We start from the raw sequence: 18,073 nt of genomic DNA on the forward strand, positions 1-18,073 counted from the left end.
AGACTTCCTCCACACCTACAACCACCACCGCAGCCACACCGCACTCGACGGACACCCACCCATCAACCGCGTCAACAACCCTCCGGGTCAATACAGCTAGGTCGTACATGCGGGGGCCGCGGCACAGCAGCACGTGCCGCGGCCCCCGCACGTCACGCCCGGGGAGCCGACCGGTCCAGGACCCCGATGAGGTCGGTCACCGTGTCGGCCATCGCCTGCCGTCCGACCGAGAGGTACGTACGCGAGTCCACCGCCTCGGGGTGGGCGGCCAGATACGCGCGGATCGCCCGCGTCATCGCGATGTTGAGGGCGGTGCCGACATTGACCTTGGCGATCCCGCCGGCCACCGCTGTCCTCAGTTCGTCGTCCGGCACACCCGAGGAACCGTGGAGCACCAGCGGCACCCGCAGTGCCTTGTCCAGCCGGGCGATCAGATCGTGGTCCAGGGCGGCGGTCCGGTCGGTCATCGCGTGCGAACTGCCGACCGCGACGGCCAGCGCGTCGACGCCGGAAGCGCCGACGAAGGCCCGCGCCTCCCACGGGTCGGTTCGTGCCCCGGGGGAGTGGGCGTCGAGCGGTGCGGCGCCGTCCTTGCCGCCCACCTCGCCCAGCTCGGCCTCGATCCACAGACCCCGGCCGTGCGCCCAGACCGCGGCGGCCCGGGTGGCGGCGAGATTCTCCCCGTACGGCAGATGGGCCGCGTCGTACATCACCGAGCTGAACCCGGCGTCGGCGGCCTGCCGCAGCAGCTCGGTGCTCTTGACGTGGTCGAGGTGGAGGGCGACCGGAACCCCGGCCGCCCGGGCGACCGCCGCCGCGGCCCGGGCGAGCGGCAGGACCCGTCCGTAGCGGAACTTCACGGCGTTCTCGCTGATCTGCAGGATCACCGGGGCGCCGGCGGCCTCGGCCCCGGCCACCACCGCCTCCGCGTGCTCCAGCGTGATGATGTTGAACGCGGCCACGGCGCCGCGTGCGGCGGCGGCCTCGGCGACCAGGGCGCCGGTTTCGGCGAGCGGCATCGGTCAGGCTCCGGCGAGGATGACGGAACGGGTGAGGTGACGCGGGCGGTCCGGGTTCAGCCCGCGGGCGGCGGCGACCGCGACCGCGAGCCGCTGCGCCCGGACCAGCTCGGCGAGCGGGTCGAGGCCCCCGGCCACCCACATACCGCCGGCGGCGTGCACCTCGTCCGCCAGGCCGGAGGGGGAGTCGCCGATCATCCAGGTCGCCGTGGAGCGCGTGGTGATGCTGATGGGACCGTGCCGGTACTCCATGGCCGGGTAGGACTCGGTCCAGGACAGGGACGCCTCCCGCATCTTGAGCGCGGCCTCGTTGGCCAGACCGACGGTCCAGCCCCGGCCGAGGAAGGTGAACTGCGTGCAGTCGACCAGCCAGCCCGGCAGCGGCTCGACCAGCGCGTCCCGCCCGTCGTCGACGACCGCCTCGGTGTGCAGACCGAAATGGGCGCGCAGGAGGGTGAGGGCGGTGGTGGCGAACCGCGTCTGCACCACCGACTTCTCGTCCGCGAAGTCGAGGACGACCACGTCGTCGGCTGCCGACATGACCGGGGTGGTGGCGTCGGCGGTGAGGGCGAGGGTGCGCGTGCGGCCGCGCAGTTCGGCGAGGAGGCCCAGCACCTCGGTGGTGGTGCCCGAGCGGGTGAGTGCCACGACCCGGTCGTAGCGGCGCCCGGCCGGGAACTCGGAGGCGGCGAACGCGTCGGTCTCGCCGTGACCCGCGCTCTCGCGCAGCGCGGCGGCCGCCTGCGCCATGTAGAAGGAGGTGCCGCAGCCGATGATCGCCACCCGCTCTCCGGGCTGGGGGAGCGTGTCGCTCCGGGTCCCGGCCAGGTCGGCGGCGCGGTTCCAGCAGTCGGGCTGGCTGGCCAGCTCCGTCTCGACATGTCTCATGACGCACACTCACTTTCACCCGGTTGCTCGTTCATGCAAGGTATAGCCATTCTTCGAGCAAGTACAAGCATTCGGCTCCATGCTGAAAGCGCCCCCGGCGAAGGAGAGCCGGGGGCGCTGTGAGGTGATCTGTGGTGCGGCCGGCGGGTGCCGTGCCGGGAGGTGTGACCTACTGACTTCGTCGTGCACCAGCGGCGGGCCGCGTGCGAGCGCGGGAACCACCGGACGCACCCCTGCGCACCGCACTCCGCCAGCTGCGCCATCAACCCCGTCCGCCTGCTCGCGGACCGCGCGCCCACGCCGTCGGCGCGCTCGTGGTCGTCGACGGCGCCCAGTCGGTCCCGCACCGCCACGTCGACGCGGCTGGCTCCCGTCTCGGTGCGGGGGGGAGCGGCCACGAAGGCAGGCGGCCGTTCACTCCTTATCGCGGGGGTGCGGTGGATGGGGACCGCCCGGTGAGTCGCCCACGATGCAGAGCAGGATGCGGACGAGCTCGTCGACGACCTCGGTGAGAGTGGCCTCCACGCAGCCCGCGCTCCAGTCCGTCAGCAGACCGTTGACCGCGCTGACGAACGCCTGAGCCGCGATGCGGTAGTCACGCGGGGCCGCCTCCCCGAGGCCGACCGCACGCTCGGCCTCCGCCGTGATCATCTCCGCCCAGCGCGCGCGGCGCTCCATGCGCCGGCGTTCGAGCTCGGGCCCTGCCGCGACGACCTCCACGAACGCGATCCGCACATGCCGCGGATCGTTCACGACCGCCTCGGCGTAGGCGCGGAACGCCGCCGCCGCCCGCCGTGCGAGGGGCAGGTCCGCCGAGGACGCGAGGGCCTCGGCGGCCGCCTCCTCGGCGCGGTCGTTGATGAGGCCGTGCAGGGCGACCAGTACCTGCTCCAGACTCCTGAACTCCTCGTAGAACTGACGCGTCGACAGCCCCGCCGCCTCGCACAGGGACGTGATGGTCGTCCCGCGATACCCCGGCGCCTCCCCGAACAGCCGCATCCCGGCGTCGAGCAGCCGCTGCCGCCGCTCGGCCCGCCGGTCCTCCGCACTGCGCCCCCCGTACACCCGGATGGGGTGTTTGCCCGCCGCCACCGTCCGCCTCCTCGCCTCGGTGCCCCAATCTTCTTGCGTCGTGGGGGTTGTGGCGTACCCCGGCCCTCGTTACCGTCCGGTAAATCTGAACAGAGACATTTTCAGACTGCGCCTCGATGCTCCAGCCCCCCACGGAAGGAACAACGATGTCTGCACTCCGCCCCCGGCCCCTGCGCCCGGCCCGCGCGGGCCGCACCCGCCGGGTGGCCGGCGCACTCGCCGCCGCGCTGGCCGTGGTCCTCGCGAACACCTCGGCCGCCGCGACGGCCCAGGGAACGGACAGCGCCGGCCTGCGCGAGGTGATGTTCGTGGGCAACAACTGGGAAGGAACCGCCGATGTCATCGCCTCCACCGGCGAGTTCACGAAAATAGGCCGGATCGACGTCATCCCGGACAAGGCGCAGCGGCTGCGCGAGATCCACCTCAACCCCCTGAAGCTCGCCTTCTTCCTCGGCATCCGCGAGACGGCGGGCGAAGGCCACGACCAGTTCGTCGACGACATGTACTCCACCCCGGACGGTACGGCCGTCGTCGTCTCGCGCCCCAGCTTCGCCGACGTCGTGTCGATCGACCTCGCCACTGGGAAGATCAACTGGCGTTTCGCCGTGGATGGTTACCGATCCGATCACATGGCCGTCTCGCCCGACGGCACACGCGTCGCCGTCTCGGCCTCCACCTCCAACACCGTCCATGTCCTCGACATCGGCAGCGGAAAGCAGCTCGGCTCCTTCAAGGCCGGCGACAAGCCCCACGAGAACGTCTTCACCGACGGCGGGACCCGCCTCTGGAACATGGCCATCGGCGAGGTCAACACGGCCCTCGACCACTGGACCATGGACTGGACGAAGGGCGACCGGCGGATCACGGTCGTGGACGCCCGTACCTTCCAGCAGGTCAAGGTCATCGACATGCGCCAGCGCCTCGACGCCTTCGGCCGCAAGGACCTCTCCGACGCGGTCCGTCCCGTCGCCTTCACCCCCGACGAGTCCACGCTGTACTTCCAGGTCTCGTTCTTCAACGGCTTCCTCGAGTACGACGTCGCCGCCGACAGGATCACCCGGCTGAAGACGCTCCCGAAGAACCCCGCGACCAGCGAGGACCGCACCACCTGGGTCAACGACTCCCGCCATCACGGTCTGTCCATGAACCCGGCCGGCGACAAGCTCTGCGTCGCCGGGACGATGGACGACTACGCGACCGTCGTCGACCGCGCCACCCTCCAGGAAGGCCCGCTGGTACCGGCCGTGAAGCCCTACTGGGCCACCGTCAGCGGTGACGGAAAGGCCTGCATCATCTCCGAGAGCGGCGCCGACCGGGTCACCGCCATCGACTTCGCCACCGGCCGGAAGATCGCTTCGGTGGCCGTGGGCGACCACCCCCAGCGCGTGCGCGTCGGCCACGTCGGCGCGGACTGGACCGGCCCCGCGACGAACTGACCGGCCCGGCGCACGAGTCTCCGTACGAACATCGGCGAAGCGCGACGCGGTGGCTGCCCGGGACATGCGCCCCCGAGCAGCCGCCGCACGCACCATCCTGGAATCCGAAGTGGCCACCTTCTGGCCGGATTCCAGAAGTCGTGCGGTCGGCTGCCGACGCTTTGCGTAACTGACCCGGATCCTGCCGATCCGCCCGTCGTCCCGAGGACCGGAGAAGGACTCCACGACGATCCGCAGCTCGTCGTGCTCGACCGCGCGGGCGGTCCGGTCCACGACCAGGCCGCCGCAGCCGCCCATCGCCGCGAGCAGCAGCTCGACGGGCGTGAAGGACGGCTGCGCGCCGGCGTCGTCGGCGGCGCCGATCCGGACCTCGGCGCCACGGTCGTTGCGGGCCGTCCAGTTCCGGAAGCCGTTGCGGACGGTTTCGATGCGGTAGTCGGCCATGGCGATGTCTCTCCCTCGTCGGTACGTGGGTGCGTACGCGCGTCCCGTCCACGGAACCCCACCGACCCGGACGCGCGAAGCAGCCGCGCCGCTGGACCCGCTCGTGTCCGGGGGCGGCCGAGCGGAACCGGACGCGTCCATGGCCTGATCCCGGTTGGGCCACCTGGCGTCGTATCAGCGGTCATTCAGGAGTGGCACAGTGAGGCCATGGACTACCTCTCCGTTTTCCATCGCGAGATCGTGGCGTTCGAGAGCGCCGTCCGGCAGGCGGCCGCCGCTGACGGTGCGCCGCTGGTCCCCTCCTGCCCCGGCTGGTCGGTCTCCGACCTGGTGGGGCATCTGGGCGGGGTGCACCGCTATGTCGCGCGCATCCTCAGGGAACGGCTCTCGGAGCCGCCCGACGCCACGGACCTCGGCCTGTTCGATCTGCCGGCCGATCTCGACGGCTGGCCGCTGCCGCAGGACGCGCCCAACCGCGGACCGATGCCCGCGGCTCTGCCCGACTGGTTCGCGGAGGGGGCGGCCGCCCTGGAGTCGCTGTTCAGGAGTGGAGACCCGGCCGAGCCCGTCTGGACGTGGTCGGCGGAGCAGACCGCAGGCTTCTGGCTGCGCGTCCAGACCATCGAGGCGGCCGTCCACCGCTGGGACGCCGAGGAAACGATCGGAACGGGGCGGCCCATGGACGCCGGGCTCGCCGCGGACGCCATCAGCCACACCTTCGAGGTCATGGCGCCGGCCCGCCGGTCCTGGCAGCAGGCGCCCCCGGGAGCCGGTGAACGCTTCCGGCTCCGCCAGACCGACGGCACGGGTGTGTGGACCGTGCGCTTCGAGGGGGACGACATCCGTCTCACCACGCACACCGGCGATGCCCCGGACACGAGCCGCGGCGACGCGGCGCACGATGTCGAGCTGGCCGGTACGGCATCGGACGTGATGCTGTTCCTCTGGAACCGCCTTCCCGCGGACAGACTGGCGGTCGAGGGCGACCGATCGGTCCTCGAGCGCTACTTCACTCTCGTACCACCGGTATGAACCGCTGGACGCCCTCCCGGCTCTGACTGTCGGTCACACGCGCGACGCGGCTCTCCTCCGGCGCAGCCGGTTCCGGCCGCACCGGCTCCAGTGGGCCGGCGAGACCGGTGCGCGGTGGCCACCATTGGTGATCATCGCGTTGACCGGGCTCATGGGATCCGCGGCCATCACCTTCGCCAGCAGGACGCCGACCACCAGTGGGAGCAGGGCGGCGGCCAGGGCTGTTCCGGCGGTCGTGACATGGTGCATGCGCGGGTGCCGGGGCGTGTCAGTGGTCATGGATTGAATTCCACCAACGACGCGCCGTCGCGGGATCCCTCCGCGTACTCAGATTCACCGCCCGCACGTACTCATGTACTCATCAACGGCATCGTCGCCGCGCCGGCATCAGGCCTGGAGCCGCGGCTGAGGCGGCACGACCGCCACCGGGCACTCGGCTTCGTGCACCACGGTGTGCGCGACGGACCCCATGAGCAGGGTCTCCGCCCGCATACGGTGGCGATGTCGGCCCACGACCACAAGAGCCGCGTCCTTGGAACCCGTGATCAGAGGCCCGGTCGCGTCCGCCGGTGTCACGCCAGGGAGCACCCGGACCTCCGGGTAGCGCTCGGCGAAGGGGCGCAGCCGCCCTGCCTGCTTGCCCGCCGCCTCCCGGGCCAGTTCTCCGCTGTCTCCGGTCATGTCGGGCAGGGGCATCACCGGAGCCGGGGAGCCCATCAGGACCACGGGGGAGGGTGGGACGGGGTAGGCGGTGACGACCTCGAGTTCCACGCCTCGCCGCCGGGCCGCCCGGAAGGCGAAGTCGACGACGGCGTCGTCGGTGTCCTCCGGATGGAGGCCGAGGAGTACGCGTCCCGTGCCCGCGCCGCTTCCGAGCGCCTCGGCGCGCGTGTGGTGCGGTACGACCACGACCGGACAGGGCGCTGACGAGGCGAGGGCCCGGCTGGTGGACCCGAGGAGTGCGCTCGCCACCCCTCCGCGCCCGCGCGCGCCGACCGCGATCAGCTGCGCGCCGTGCCCCGCCGCGATCAGCGCGTCCGGCACGGATCCATCAAGGGACTCGTACCGTACGGCGAGGGTGTCCGCGCGATCCGCGAGTCCGGCGCGGACCGTGTCCAGCACGGTGTCGGAGGGATCGGGTTCCTCGCCCAGCGACTCGATCCGGGCCCGCCCGAGCTGCAGCGCGTCGGACCTGACGTGCACCACGAGCAGACCGGCGTCGAGCCCCTCGGGCGCCCCGAGGGCCCACTCCAGCGCCCTGTGGCTGTGCTCGGAACCATCAACGGCGACGACTACTGGCTTATTGGTCACATGCAGCGCGTAACCCATCTGCCCGTACTTATGCGGGCCTGTCCGAAGCGCGGACGGCCGCCCCGTCGGCGATGTCGTTGGCCGCGACATGGCCGAAGGTCATGGCGGGGCCGATGGTCGAACCCGCGCCCGCGTAGCTGTGCCCCATCACCGCGGCGCTGGCGTTGCCCGCCGCGTAGAGCCCCTGAATGACCGAGCCGTCGGGGCGCAGCACCCGTGCCCGGGCGTCGGTGCGCATCCCGCCCTTGGTTCCGAGGTCGCCCGGAACGATCTTCAAGGCGTAGAAGGGCGCCAGCCAGAGCGGCGCCAGACACGAGTTCGGCCGGATCGCGGGATCGGTGTAGTAGTGGTCGTACGCGCTGTCCCCGCGCCGGAAATCGGGGTCCGCGCCGTTCCGGGCGAAGCCGTTGAAGCGGTTGACGGTCGCGCGCAGAGCCGCCGCCGGGACACCGATCCTCGCGGCCAGCTGGTCCAGCGTCCAGGCCTTGTGCGCCACTCCGGAGTCGTACCACTCGTTGGGGAAGGACAGCGTCGGGGCGATGTCCTTGAAGAGATAGCGATTGCGGTAGTTCTGGTCGACGATCAGCCAGGCCGGAATGTGCGGCGCGTTGGTGTGCCGTTCGTACATGACGTGCACGACATCGCTGTACGGGGCGGCCTCATTGACGAACCGGCCGCCGGCCGCGTTCACGATCAGGCCGCCCGGCAGGGTGCGCTCGGCGAGGCAGAAGTACGGGTCGCCCGGTACCGGAAGAGCCGGCCCCCACCACGCGTCCTCCATCAGGTCGAGCGAGGCGCCGGCACGCAGACCGGCCCGGATGCCGTCGCCGGTGTTCTCCTTCGCCCCGACCGTCCACGCGGTGCCGATCGGCTGCCGCTGGTACTGCGCGCGCATCGCCGCGTTGTGCTCGAAGCCGCCCGACCCCACGATGACCCCGCGTCGCGCCCTCACCAGGGCGGGTGCGCCGCTCTTCGACACGATCACTCCGGTGACGACGCCGTTCTCCAGGTACAGATCGGTCAGCGGGGTGTTGAGCAGGACCGGTACTCCGGCCGCCAGCAGTCCGGCGCGCAGGCCCCCTGCCAGCGCCTGCCCCATGGTGAGCGGCTTCTCCCCACGCAGCGCGGCCTCGGCGCCCCGGGCGAGCGCCTGCGTGGCGACGGCCGCGCCCTTGGCGCTGACGGCGGACAGCGCCAGCCACTTGTAGTCGGCCCCGAAGACGACCATGCCGGCCGGGACGGACAGGTACGGGGGATTCAGCCGGGCCAGCTCGGGGCCCAGAAGGGTGCCGTCCAGCTGGTCGGGTTCGATGGACCGGCCTCCCGGAAGACCGCCGGGGAGCTCCGGGTAGTAGTCGCTGTATCCGTCCATCCACCGGAAGCGCAACGGGCTGTGGGACATGACGAAGGAGATCATGTCCGGGCCATGGGTGAGGAAGGCCCGCTGACGCTCCGCGGAGACCTCTTCGCCGACGACCGCGGCGAGATACGTGGCGGCCTTCTGCGGCGTGTCGGGAACACCGGCGGCCCGGAGCACCTGGTTGTTCGGTATCCAGACGGCGGCGCCCGAGCGGGCCGCCGACCCTCCGTACGTGGGCGCCTTCTCGACGACGACGGTGCGTAGCCCCCGCGAGGCCGCGGTCAGCGCCGCGGTCATGCCCGCCGCTCCCGCACCGACCACGACGACGTCGTACTCGCCGGCCACGGGGGGTGGAGTCGCGCCGTACGCCCGCCCTCCGGCCAGGCCACCGGCGGCGAGGACGACCCCGGCGCCCGTGGCACCCAGTAACCGCCGTCGCGTGGGGCGGTTCGCTGTCTCGCTCACGGAATCCGCGCTCTCGGGCATGGTGAGCTCCAGCGGTCGGGGACTCGGGACGGTGACGTACGGGGCGCGGGCGCGTGGGCCACGGGGAGGCGAACGCCCGGGGAGCCACGGTCCTGATGCCGTGTCAGGGGAATGTGGCCCGGGGGTCTTGTGAAGTCAAGAGACGTCCGGCGCTGTTGGGTGCCCGGGAGGGTGATTCCGGGGACGCATCTGGCCGCTGCGGCGTGGCGCCGGTCACGGCGCGGTGGCCCATGGTGTGGCCTGGCAGGCGGTCAATCGGCTCGTGCTGGAAGGGAATGACGGCCATGTTCCGCAATACGAAGGCGTTCAGCAGCTTCTCGGTGGACGACATCGCGAAGGCCCGGCAGTTCTACGGCGACACGCTCGGACTCGCGGTGGAGGAGGGCGGCCGGGAGGACATGAGGATGCTCCACCTGACCCTCGAGGGCGGCGGGAAGGTGATGGTCTACCCCAAGGAGAAGCACACCCCGGCGAGCTTCACGGTCCTCAACTTCACCGTCGACGACATCGAGGCGGCCGTGGACGAGCTGGCCGGTCGCGGCGTGCGGTTCGAGCGGTACCCCGACTTCGACGCGGACGACAAGGGCATCGTCCGCACTGAGGGCGGTCCGACCGTCGCCTGGTTCACGGACCCGGCGGGCAATGTCATCGCGGTCTTCCAGGAGGGCTGAGCACCGCCCCGGCCTCGGAGTCCGGGCCCTCTTCACGCACCTCTTCCCGACCCCGGCCGCCCCATGGCGCCGGGCGCTCCCAGGTGGGATCATTCGTATGAAGAGACAACAAAGGGGGGCGTGAGAGGGTGCATAGCAGTGATCAGGGAAAGCATCGACATTTCCCGTCGCCCCGAAGAGGTCTTCTCGTATGTGACCGACCCGACCCATCTGCCTGAATGGCAGGAGAGCGCCGTGTCGGCCCGGCCGATGAGCGACGCGCCGCTCACGGTGGGCTCCCGTGTCGCCGTGCGGCGCCGGGTCGGTCGCCGGGAGTTCCCCATGACGATGGAGGTCACGGAGTTCGACCCGCCGAGAAGGTGGCACCTGCACGGAGTCGACGGCCCGGTCCGCGGAGACGTGCAGGGCACGATCGAACCGCTCGACAACGGCGAGCGCTCCCGCCTGACCCTGTCCATCGACTTCGAGTCGCACGGCATCGGAAGGTCCTCGTCCCGTTCGTGATCCGCCCGTTCGCCCGCAAGGAGATGCCGAAGAACGAGCAGGCGCTCAAGAACCTGCTGGAGCGGGACGCCACCGGGACATCGACATAGACGACGCCCCCGGCTTCCGCTCTGCCGCCGGTATCCGACCGTGACCCGAGCGGGCGTCAGCAGTTGAACCGGGCATGAAGAAGCGCAGCATGCTCGCCGTCGCATCCCTCGCCGCAGGCATTGTCACGGCCCTCGTCACCCCGCCCCCCTCCGCGTCGGCCGACACCACCGGCCTCGACCACCTCCCGGACGCCTCCGTCGGTTCGCTGATGGAGGAGACCGTCGACGGCGTCGCGGGAGGCGATGTCCCCACCCAGGAGGCCGGCCCCTGGGCGTAGTACGCGCCGCTGTGCGGGTGATGACGACCGCGGCGGGGGCGGTCGTCATCACCCCGCGGAAGCCCTTCAGCCGCGCAGCTGTTCCGGCGTGACGAAGGGATGGGTCGAGAGCGGTGTGCCGGGCCCCGGCTGTCGCAGCCGGGGCTTCGCCCGGCCGCTGAGGGCGCCGTCGACGTAGCCGACCAGCGCGTCGCCGATCGGGTCCGGCTTCGGCTTGTTCTGGTCGTCGTACCGCTCGTACTTCATCAGGTTGTAGCCGATGGCGACCTGGCGGCGGCCGTCCTCGGTGGACAGGGCCCAGGTTCCGGCACCGAAGACGCCCCCGTCGTGCCCCCAGTACCAGCCGCCTCCGGGCATCTGCAGGGTGTACAGACCCAAGCCGTAGCGCATGCGCGCCTCCTGGCCCGGCTCCGGCTCGTAGGCCGGGACGGTCGTCTTCATCTCCCGCAACTCGGCGGCGCCGAGCAGCTTTCCGCCGAGCAAGCGGCGGTAGAAGTCGTTGAGGTCGGCCATCGTCGACACCATCGCACCTGCGGTGCCACCCCATGACATGTCGTAGACGCTGTAGTCGCGGGGCGGATCGATATAGCCGTACATCGACTCGTACATCCTGGCGTGCGGTCCGGAGATGTACGGGGAGCGCGGGAAGTAGGTGTGGCGGAGGCCGGCTTTGCGGATGACGTGCTGGGCGATGTACTTCTCCGGCTCCTGATCGGTGACCTTCTTCAGCAGCAGTCCGGCGATGATGTAGTTCGTGTTCGAGTAGGAGTGCGTGCCGCGCTCCGCGACCGGCGGGGCCGCGAGACCGAGACGGACGAGTTCCTCCGGAGCCACATGGCGGAAGCGGTTCTCGTCGAGTGTCTTTCCGGGGTTCTCCACCAGGCCGGGAAACGCGGGCAGGATGTAATCGGCAATGCCACTCGTGTGGTTGAGCAGCATCCGGACGGTCACCTTCTGACCTCGCTCTCCCGGAATCAGCTCCGGAAGATAGCGGCCGATCGGCGCGTCCAGGTCGATGCGTCCGTTGCCCACCTGTTGGAGGACGGCGACCGAGGTGAACGTCTTGGTGATGCTCCCGATCCGGTGCTCGAAATCGGGCCGCATCGGGCGATCGGTCGTCACGTCGGCGACGCCCACCGCCCCCCGCCACTCCTCGGATCCTTCCCGGACCGCCGAATAGGCGCCGTACATTCCCGCCCGGTGGAACGCCTCCAGCGATGCGCGCAGCGCCTTGCGGTCGAGCTCGGGGAGATGCGCCGCCGGGGCGGCGGCCTCCGCGAACCGGGCGGAGGGGGCGGACTTGGGGGGTGTGGCGTGGGCAGGGAGTACACCGACGGTGAGCGACAGCAGAGTTGCTGACGCCACAGCGGTCGCGAGTCGAACTCTCCGACGGCTCGGGCGGCCGCCCGGCTCGGTTAAGCGCATGGGAAAAGCCCCGTTCTCTCGGCTCGCGCGCACCGCGCGCACGGCGCCTCCATCCTCATTCGCGGGGCTCTGTGCTGCCGTCCTCCGACAGGACGACTCGCATCAGAGGAAGGGATGACATTTGTCATTCGCGGGACCGCCCGGACCCCTCCCGGAGGCACAGACGGCAGGCAGCGTGAGGGAGCGGACCCGTCCCGGACGAGGGGCGAATGCCCGCTTGCGTCCGATATTGCCCCTATCGTCGGTTTGCGTCTATTGCCCATTAAGACATGAATGAGACGGTCTTATGCGGACTTTTCGCATGCTCAACTCCTGTTGTGGCAAAGGTCCTTCCCGCAGCGACGCGAGGTGATGTCAGTCACGTCACCGATCGTGAGGGCGAATGAGGGCTCCGCCCAGAACTGTTCTGCGGAAAGAGAGTTGAGTTCCGGCTTCAGGTCCGATGGCATGCTTTTCGCGATCTTCCCCGCTCATTTCGAATGCGGTCGTGAATTCTGGCCTTGTCTCGCCGCGTCTCTCTCGCTTAACGTCACGGTCAATCCGGATGGACCGCCGAATCCTGCCGCCTTCCGGAATCCGAACCCACTCACCCACGGCAGGAGCGGGGGACCCAGGTAAGCCGTCGATCCGGAAATCCGGAACGTCTTGGGGTGAAGTCGCAGCCACTGCGGCCGGGCATCTCCAGTCCGACCCGACAGCTCACCTCGCAGGCGCCGGAGAGGAATTCGACATGCCCGCAAAGGGAAAGCACCGCCGCCCCAAGAAGAACTCGCTCGCCCGAGGTATCGCCGTCGCGGGCACCGGTGGTGCCGCGCTCGTTCTTCCGGTGATCGGCGCCACCACAGCCGGTGCCGCGCCGAACGCGGCGCAGTCCGCCACCGCACAGAGCAGCGTCACGTCGACGGTCGCGGCCGCGCCGAAGGCCGCCGCCAAGAAGGCAGGGCCCGGGATCTACCGCGTGGTCCCCGGTGACTCCCTCTCCAAGATCGCTACCGAGCACTCGCTCACCGGCGGCTGGAAGCGGCTCTACCAGGACAACCGCAGGGCCATCGGTGGTAACCCGTCCCTGATCCGCCCGGGCCTCAAGCTGACGATCGCGGCTGAGCCCTCCGCGTCGGAGGCGGCGAAGGCGAAGGCCAAGGCCAAGACGCCGAAGCGCTCCGCCGAGCCCGACCGCGCCGACCGCTCCACGCGGCCGAGCACCCTGAGCGCGGCCCCCGCGGCCGCGGAGTCCGCCACGACCTACCCCGACAACCTCGACGGCTGGATCAGGGAGTCGCTGGACATCATGGCCAAGCACGGCATCCCCGGCTCGTACGACGGCATCCACCGCAACGTCATGCGCGAGTCCTCGGGCAACCCGCTGGCCATCAACAACTGGGACTCCAACGCCATGGCCGGCATCCCGTCCAAGGGCCTGCTCCAGGTGATCGACCCGACCTTCCAGACCTACCACGTGCCCGGTACGTCGATGGACTCCTACGACCCGGTCGCCAACATCACCGCCGCGTGCAACTACGCGGCCGCCCGGTACGGCTCGATCGACAACGTGAACGGCCCGTACTAGTACCCCCACGCCTCAGCACGCCGAGGCGGACCCGCCGACAGGACGCCCTCCTCGCGAGGACGTCCTGTCGGCGTTTCCGGAGGGGGCGGCGCCGGGGCCGGGGCTCCCGCCCGCGGGTCCCGGCGCCGGCGCCCCGCCTGCGGCGTCAGTCGTCGATGCCCTCCAGGACGTCCCCGAGGTCCACGAACTTGAAGCCGGTGGCCTCACGCGTCCCGTCCGCCGGGGTGTCGTGACCGTCCTGGACGACAAGGAGACCGTGCGGGTACCTCCTGCCCAGCGGCGCGTTCAGGACGGCGGCGCCGTCGCACTCCTCGGAGCCATCGAGAGTCCGGCCGGCGGCGACACGGAAGCCGCCCTCGTACTCGTTCGCGTCGGCGACTTCCCGGTCGTAAGCGGCGAAGGTGTTGTCGCCCTGGCTGGACGCGAGCAGGTAGCCGTCCCCGTCGGGCTCGGTCAGCAGAGTGAGCCCCTCGACGTCGGCCGCGAGGTGGGGGCCGCCGTAGCCGGGATCGTTCCCGTTGACGCACTCCTCGGTCTTCTCGTCGTACACACCCGGCACGCCGTACTCACGGACCTTGTCCACCAGCTTCGGGGTGCCGGTGAGATCGGCACGCAGCCGCCAGATCCCGACGTCTTCCTGCCCGGCGTAGAGCATGCCGTTGGCCGGGTCCACGACCATGCCCTCGACCTGCGGGAGTTCACCCGGCTCGGCACAGGGCGACCATGAAGTGCCGTTCGGCAGGCGGAAGGCAGAGGGGAGATCGAGGGCGCGGATCCTGCGGTACGTCACCGTGCCCGCGGGCGTGGCGACCAGCTCCAGGAGGGCCACCGTCGTGCGGTTGCGGCGGCTCACCAGCGCGTACGAGCGCCTGGTCGACGGGTCGGTCCAGGTGGCGAGGCCGTAGGCGGTCTGCTGGTCGTTGATCTCTTCCTGACCGGAGGAGAAGACCGGCGGGGCGGACGGGTCGGTGATCTCCGTGAGCGGGCCGCCCGGCCGGCCCGGGGTGATGCGATGGATCCGGAGCCGGTCGTGACCGCGATCCGTGGTCACCGTCACGTCGACGCGGCCGGACGGCAGCCGCAGACCGTGGATGAGGTCGACGTTGTTGAAGCGGCCCGGAGCGTCGTCCGGTCCCGGCGGGGGAGGGGCGGGGATCGACTGCACCTGGCGGGCGTCCAGGTCGTAGACGCGCAGCCCGCCCTCCTTGGCCGTGGCGATGACGAGGCTGCGGTCCGGGTCGGCGGGGTTGCGCCAGATGGCCGGGTCGTCCGCGTTGGCGTTGTCGCCCGCCTCGTCGTCGTACAGCGTGGCCGTCTCCGCGCGGGCGACGACAACCGGCAGCGAACCCGCGGAGTGCGCGGCGGCGGGGACGGTCGCGGCCAGTGCCGTCAGGGCCGTGCCGACCACGAGCGCGGCCGAACGGAAGGGGCGGAGCCTGGTCACAGAGATTCTCCTGCATGTCGGGGACATGACGTTCACGGTCGGGAGAGTGGTGCGGATGGATGACGCCTCGGCGTACGGAGCGGGATGAGGACATGTGCGCGCGATGAATCCGACCGCTCGAACGGCCGTCCGCCGGTCCGCAGGGAGTGCCCGCCCTGGAGTGCGCGACAAGGAGTGCCCCCCTACGAGTGCCCGCCGAGGAGTGTCGTACCCCTCGGCTACGTTGCCGGTATGACGAACTTCGTACTGGTGGCAGGCGCCTGGCTGGGATCGTGGGCATGGGACGACGTGGTGCCGGAACTGCGCGCGGCCGGCCACGGCGCCCTGGCTCTGACGCTGTCCGGTCTCGCCGAGAAGCAGGGCCAAACCGCTGGGCAGCAGACACATGTGCGGGACATCGTCGACGAGGTGGAGCGCCGCCGGCTGCACGACGTCGTCCTCGTCGGCCACAGCTACGCGGGCATACCCGTGGGCCAGGCCGCCGCACGACTGGGTGACCGGCTGACCCGCGTCGTCTTCGTCGACGCGAACGTGCCCGTCGACGGCGAGTCGTTCGTCTCCGCCTGGCCGGACGGCCGGGCCATGGTGGAGGCGTCGATAGCCGAGAACGACGGCTTCTGGGCGCCGCTGACGGCAGCCGACTACGCGGGCCAGGGACTCACCGGCCAGCAGATCGCCCTGATCGTGGGCGGCTCGACACCCCACCCGGGCGCCACCCTGACCGAGCCCGCCGTCCTGGCCCGCCCGATCGGCGAGCTTCCGGCGACCTACATCAAGTGCCTGCTCGACGGCGCCGAGCCGAACGACGACGTGGCCGAGCTGCTCACCGGCGAACTGTGGCAGCTGGTGGAGATGGACACCGGCCACTGGCCCATGTTCTCCCGGCCGCGCGAGCTGGCAGGCATCCTCCTGCGGTCGGCCGGTCCCGGGCCTCGGGGTGCCTGATGGGGCCCGATGGCTACGGAAGCCGGCCCGAGTACCTGCCGCGTCTCATGACCGACCGTCAGGAGGGGGCGGCGGACGACGTCCTCCTGCTCGACCACGCCGACAGCCGCCGGCTGCAGGCGGTGAGCCTGAACCGGTTCCCGGCGCGCAACAGTTGCGAGCTGGACTGGAGCGCCGCGCCGTTTCTGGACCAGCGATGGTGCGCCGACGACGAGGCCTGGGCCGCTGTGGCCGCTGAGCTGCTCGCCCCGTATGTGGCCCGAGCAGATCTCGTCGCCGTCTTCTGAAGCAACTTCGTCATCCCCACGGTGGTTCTGCCCGCCGGAGTACTGGTTCGTCACGCGCGGGAGATCCAGGACGCCCAGCCGGGGTTCTGGCTCTATCCGCTCTCCGGGGACGTCCTGATGGAGTGCCTGCCGGACGGCACGGTGACCTTGGCTGCCGTCCCGGCGCCACTGCCGACCAACTGAACCCCCCGACGCGGGGCATTGAAGTGGTCCATGGCCTCGGCATTCTCAGCCTCGACGCGACGACGTGAGGAGGGAGCGCGTCTCAAAGTCGCTTCCCGAAGCGGACTTTGGTGTTTGGACCCGGTGATGACGGTCAGCCGAAGAGAATGCCCCCGCCGATGCCGCGGGGCGGTCCCCACCACACCGCAGAGGAAGGATTGCCGACTCATGACGGAATGGCGACAGGACTGGCGGCACGAGGGCGCCTGCCTGGACGAGGACCCGGATCTGTTCTTCCCCATCGGCAGCTCGGGCCCCGCGCTGCTGCAAGCCGCCGAGGCGAAGGCCGTGTGCCGGCGTTGCCCCGTGAGGGAGCAGTGCCTGTCCTGGGCCATGGAGACGGGCCAGGACACCGGTGTCTGGGGTGGCCTCGACGAGAACGAACGCCGCGCGCTCAAGCGCCGCATCGCCCGCCGCCGGTCCGCCTAGGCAGCGGCGGCCTCACGCCGCCCGGCCGACCTGGCCGCGCCCCTCGGCGCGGACGTCCGGACCCTGGTCCTTGATGGCGGGAGGTGCGGTGCGAGCCCGTACGCGGGTTTCGCATCCGAGTGGATTCCGTTGCTCTTGGCCCCATGCGGCCTGTTGGCGGGTATCTCCAGGCAACAAGCGAGCAGCATGCGAGCGCCCGAGACGAACGGATCCGTTGAAGCCATGACCGAGGCTCTGAGCGACTTCCTGAACGCCCTCTCACCGGAGAGCCGCGCGCGCGTCCGACAGGAGAGCGCGCCGCGCCAGGAAGAGCTGGCGAAGCAGTGGAGCGAACGTGTCGCGGAGACCTCCGAAGCCGGGGCCGCGAATACCGGCGACGACTTTCTCGTACCCGGCATGTCCCGGGCCGCTCACGAGGCGGAGTACGTCGTGAGCACGTCGCTCGAACAGCTCAGGGACACCGGACAGTCCTGAGACACCGGAGATTCCTGAGACGCCGGAGATACCGAACACCGGAGTGCCCGCCGTGCAGCCGCCCTCCGCCCGGACCGGCCGGACGGAAGGCGGCTGACGCGGCTCAGCAAGAAGGGCGGCGATCAGGCGTCGACGACGCCCGACTTCGCGATCTTGATGTCGGCCTTGGTGGCGCCGGTGCGGGAGCCCAGGCCCTCGATCTTCTTGACGACGTCCATGCCCTCGACGACCTCGCCGAAGACGACGTGCTTGCCGTCGAGCCAGTCGGTGACGATCGTCGTGATGAAGAACTGCGAGCCGTTGGTGTTCGGGCCCGCGTTGGCCATCGACAGCTGACCCGGCTTGGTGTGCTTCAGCTGGAAGTTCTCGTCCGGGAACTTCTCGCCATAGATGCTCTTGCCGCCGGTGCCGTTGTGATTGGTGAAGTCGCCACCCTGGAGCATGAAGTCGGGGATGACGCGGTGGAAGCCGGAGCCCTCGTAGCCGTACCCGTGCTCACCGGTGGCGAGCTCGCGGAAGTTCTTCGCGGTCTTGGGGACCACGTCGTCGAACAGCTGGAAGACGATCCGGCCGGCCGGCTCGTCGTTGATGGTGATGTCGAAGAACACGTTACTCATGGCTTCATCCTGACACCTTCGGTCACTGGACTGTGCACAAGGGTCACTCCACG

At 70.4% G+C, this 18,073-nt stretch carries 20 protein-coding genes, 1 pseudogene and 1 riboswitch; of the genes and pseudogenes, 12 read left to right on the forward strand and 9 right to left on the reverse strand.

Features of this window, described 5'->3' with window-relative positions; genetic code table 11:
• A pseudogene (locus ACZ7J0_RS24775) lies at window positions 1-100 on the forward strand (IS481 family transposase); the annotation flags it as partial.
• Window positions 101-152: 52 nt separating this feature from the next.
• Here the strand turns inward: ACZ7J0_RS24775 and ACZ7J0_RS24780 are convergent.
• The 3 genes from ACZ7J0_RS24780 to ACZ7J0_RS24790 all read right to left on the reverse strand — a co-directional run bounded on the left by ACZ7J0_RS24780 (window position 153) and on the right by ACZ7J0_RS24790 (window position 2,999).
• Complete coding sequence (locus ACZ7J0_RS24780; protein WP_470890786.1) at window positions 153-1,019, reverse strand: class II fructose-bisphosphate aldolase; 867 nt, start codon at window positions 1,017-1,019, stop codon at window positions 153-155.
• Window positions 1,020-1,022: 3 nt separating this feature from the next.
• A complete protein-coding gene (locus ACZ7J0_RS24785) occupies window positions 1,023-1,907 on the reverse strand; it encodes an SIS domain-containing protein (RefSeq protein WP_470890788.1) in 885 nt (294 codons plus the stop codon).
• A gap of 414 nt (window positions 1,908-2,321) precedes the next feature.
• Entirely contained in the window at window positions 2,322-2,999 is a 678-nt protein-coding gene (locus ACZ7J0_RS24790; protein WP_470890790.1) for a TetR/AcrR family transcriptional regulator, read from the reverse strand.
• 146 nt (window positions 3,000-3,145) lie between these two features.
• On the opposite strand from ACZ7J0_RS24790, the gene ACZ7J0_RS24795 reads away from it, so the two are divergent.
• Together ACZ7J0_RS24795 and ACZ7J0_RS24800 are read left to right on the forward strand one after the other, a co-directional pair.
• On the forward strand, window positions 3,146-4,435 hold the full coding sequence (locus ACZ7J0_RS24795) for a YncE family protein (RefSeq protein WP_470890792.1): 1,290 nt from the start codon (window positions 3,146-3,148) through the stop codon (window positions 4,433-4,435).
• A gap of 651 nt (window positions 4,436-5,086) precedes the next feature.
• Window positions 5,087-5,911 carry a maleylpyruvate isomerase family mycothiol-dependent enzyme gene (locus tag ACZ7J0_RS24800; protein WP_470890794.1) on the forward strand — a complete coding sequence of 275 codons (825 nt, stop codon included), beginning with the start codon at window positions 5,087-5,089 and terminating at the stop codon, window positions 5,909-5,911.
• Between the two features lie 33 nt (window positions 5,912-5,944).
• Here the strand turns inward: ACZ7J0_RS24800 and ACZ7J0_RS24805 are convergent, their stop codons facing one another.
• From ACZ7J0_RS24805 to kstD, 3 genes are all read right to left on the reverse strand, one after another.
• A complete protein-coding gene (locus ACZ7J0_RS24805; protein ID WP_470890796.1) occupies window positions 5,945-6,190 on the reverse strand; it encodes a hypothetical protein in 246 nt (81 codons plus the stop codon).
• 108 nt (window positions 6,191-6,298) lie between these two features.
• A complete protein-coding gene (locus ACZ7J0_RS24810) occupies window positions 6,299-7,240 on the reverse strand; it encodes a universal stress protein (RefSeq protein ID WP_470890798.1) in 942 nt (313 codons plus the stop codon).
• Between the two features lie 10 nt (window positions 7,241-7,250).
• Window positions 7,251-9,068 (reverse strand): 3-oxosteroid 1-dehydrogenase, encoded by a 1,818-nt coding sequence (kstD, locus tag ACZ7J0_RS24815; RefSeq protein ID WP_470890800.1) that lies wholly within the window; start codon window positions 9,066-9,068, stop codon window positions 7,251-7,253.
• A 284-nt stretch (window positions 9,069-9,352) separates the two neighbouring features.
• Between kstD and ACZ7J0_RS24820 the strand changes: the two genes are divergently transcribed.
• The 3 genes from ACZ7J0_RS24820 (at window position 9,353) to ACZ7J0_RS24830 (ending at window position 10,610) form a co-directional block, all read left to right on the forward strand.
• A complete protein-coding gene (locus ACZ7J0_RS24820) occupies window positions 9,353-9,739 on the forward strand; it encodes a VOC family protein (RefSeq protein ID WP_470890802.1) in 387 nt (128 codons plus the stop codon).
• 138 nt (window positions 9,740-9,877) lie between these two features.
• Window positions 9,878-10,243, forward strand: coding sequence for an SRPBCC family protein (locus ACZ7J0_RS24825; protein WP_470890804.1), 366 nt, complete (start codon window positions 9,878-9,880; stop codon window positions 10,241-10,243).
• A gap of 163 nt (window positions 10,244-10,406) precedes the next feature.
• Window positions 10,407-10,610, forward strand: coding sequence for a hypothetical protein (locus ACZ7J0_RS24830; RefSeq protein ID WP_470890806.1), 204 nt, complete (start codon window positions 10,407-10,409; stop codon window positions 10,608-10,610).
• Between the two features lie 66 nt (window positions 10,611-10,676).
• On the opposite strand, the gene ACZ7J0_RS24835 is transcribed toward ACZ7J0_RS24830, so the two are convergent.
• Window positions 10,677-11,975 (reverse strand): serine hydrolase domain-containing protein, encoded by a 1,299-nt coding sequence (locus ACZ7J0_RS24835; RefSeq protein ID WP_470890808.1) that lies wholly within the window; start codon window positions 11,973-11,975, stop codon window positions 10,677-10,679.
• Window positions 11,976-12,608: 633 nt separating this feature from the next.
• Window positions 12,609-12,763, forward strand: a riboswitch (cyclic di-AMP (ydaO/yuaA leader).
• A gap of 2 nt (window positions 12,764-12,765) precedes the next feature.
• Here ACZ7J0_RS24835 and ACZ7J0_RS24840 point away from each other — a divergent pair.
• Window positions 12,766-13,602, forward strand: a complete 837-nt coding sequence (locus tag ACZ7J0_RS24840) for a transglycosylase SLT domain-containing protein (RefSeq protein ID WP_470890810.1) — start codon at window positions 12,766-12,768, stop codon at window positions 13,600-13,602.
• 145 nt (window positions 13,603-13,747) lie between these two features.
• Here ACZ7J0_RS24840 and ACZ7J0_RS24845 read toward each other — a convergent pair whose 3' ends face one another.
• Complete coding sequence (locus ACZ7J0_RS24845) at window positions 13,748-15,073, reverse strand: phytase (protein ID WP_470890812.1); 1,326 nt, start codon at window positions 15,071-15,073, stop codon at window positions 13,748-13,750.
• A 204-nt stretch (window positions 15,074-15,277) separates the two neighbouring features.
• Between ACZ7J0_RS24845 and ACZ7J0_RS24850 the strand changes: the two genes are divergently transcribed.
• The 5 genes from ACZ7J0_RS24850 (at window position 15,278) to ACZ7J0_RS24870 (ending at window position 17,403) form a co-directional block, all read left to right on the forward strand.
• Entirely contained in the window at window positions 15,278-15,991 is a 714-nt protein-coding gene (locus ACZ7J0_RS24850) for an alpha/beta fold hydrolase (RefSeq protein ID WP_470890814.1), read from the forward strand.
• A gap of 47 nt (window positions 15,992-16,038) precedes the next feature.
• Window positions 16,039-16,278, forward strand: coding sequence for a hypothetical protein (locus ACZ7J0_RS24855; RefSeq protein WP_470890816.1), 240 nt, complete (start codon window positions 16,039-16,041; stop codon window positions 16,276-16,278).
• Between the two features lie 21 nt (window positions 16,279-16,299).
• The gene (locus ACZ7J0_RS24860) at window positions 16,300-16,461 is read left to right on the forward strand and encodes a hypothetical protein (protein ID WP_470890818.1); all 162 of its coding nucleotides are present in this window, start codon (window positions 16,300-16,302) and stop codon (window positions 16,459-16,461) included.
• Window positions 16,462-16,668: 207 nt separating this feature from the next.
• Window positions 16,669-16,929 carry a WhiB family transcriptional regulator gene (locus ACZ7J0_RS24865; RefSeq protein ID WP_468713244.1) on the forward strand — a complete coding sequence of 87 codons (261 nt, stop codon included), beginning with the start codon at window positions 16,669-16,671 and terminating at the stop codon, window positions 16,927-16,929.
• 222 nt (window positions 16,930-17,151) lie between these two features.
• Window positions 17,152-17,403: a hypothetical protein gene (locus ACZ7J0_RS24870; RefSeq protein ID WP_470890820.1), complete on the forward strand. Its 252-nt coding sequence runs from the start codon at window positions 17,152-17,154 to the stop codon at window positions 17,401-17,403.
• A gap of 122 nt (window positions 17,404-17,525) precedes the next feature.
• Here the strand turns inward: ACZ7J0_RS24870 and ACZ7J0_RS24875 are convergent, their stop codons facing one another.
• Complete coding sequence (locus ACZ7J0_RS24875) at window positions 17,526-18,020, reverse strand: peptidylprolyl isomerase (RefSeq protein WP_468713240.1); 495 nt, start codon at window positions 18,018-18,020, stop codon at window positions 17,526-17,528.
• Window positions 18,021-18,073 lie beyond the last annotated feature (53 nt).

The organism is Streptomyces sp. NPDC038280, assembly GCF_055600045.1.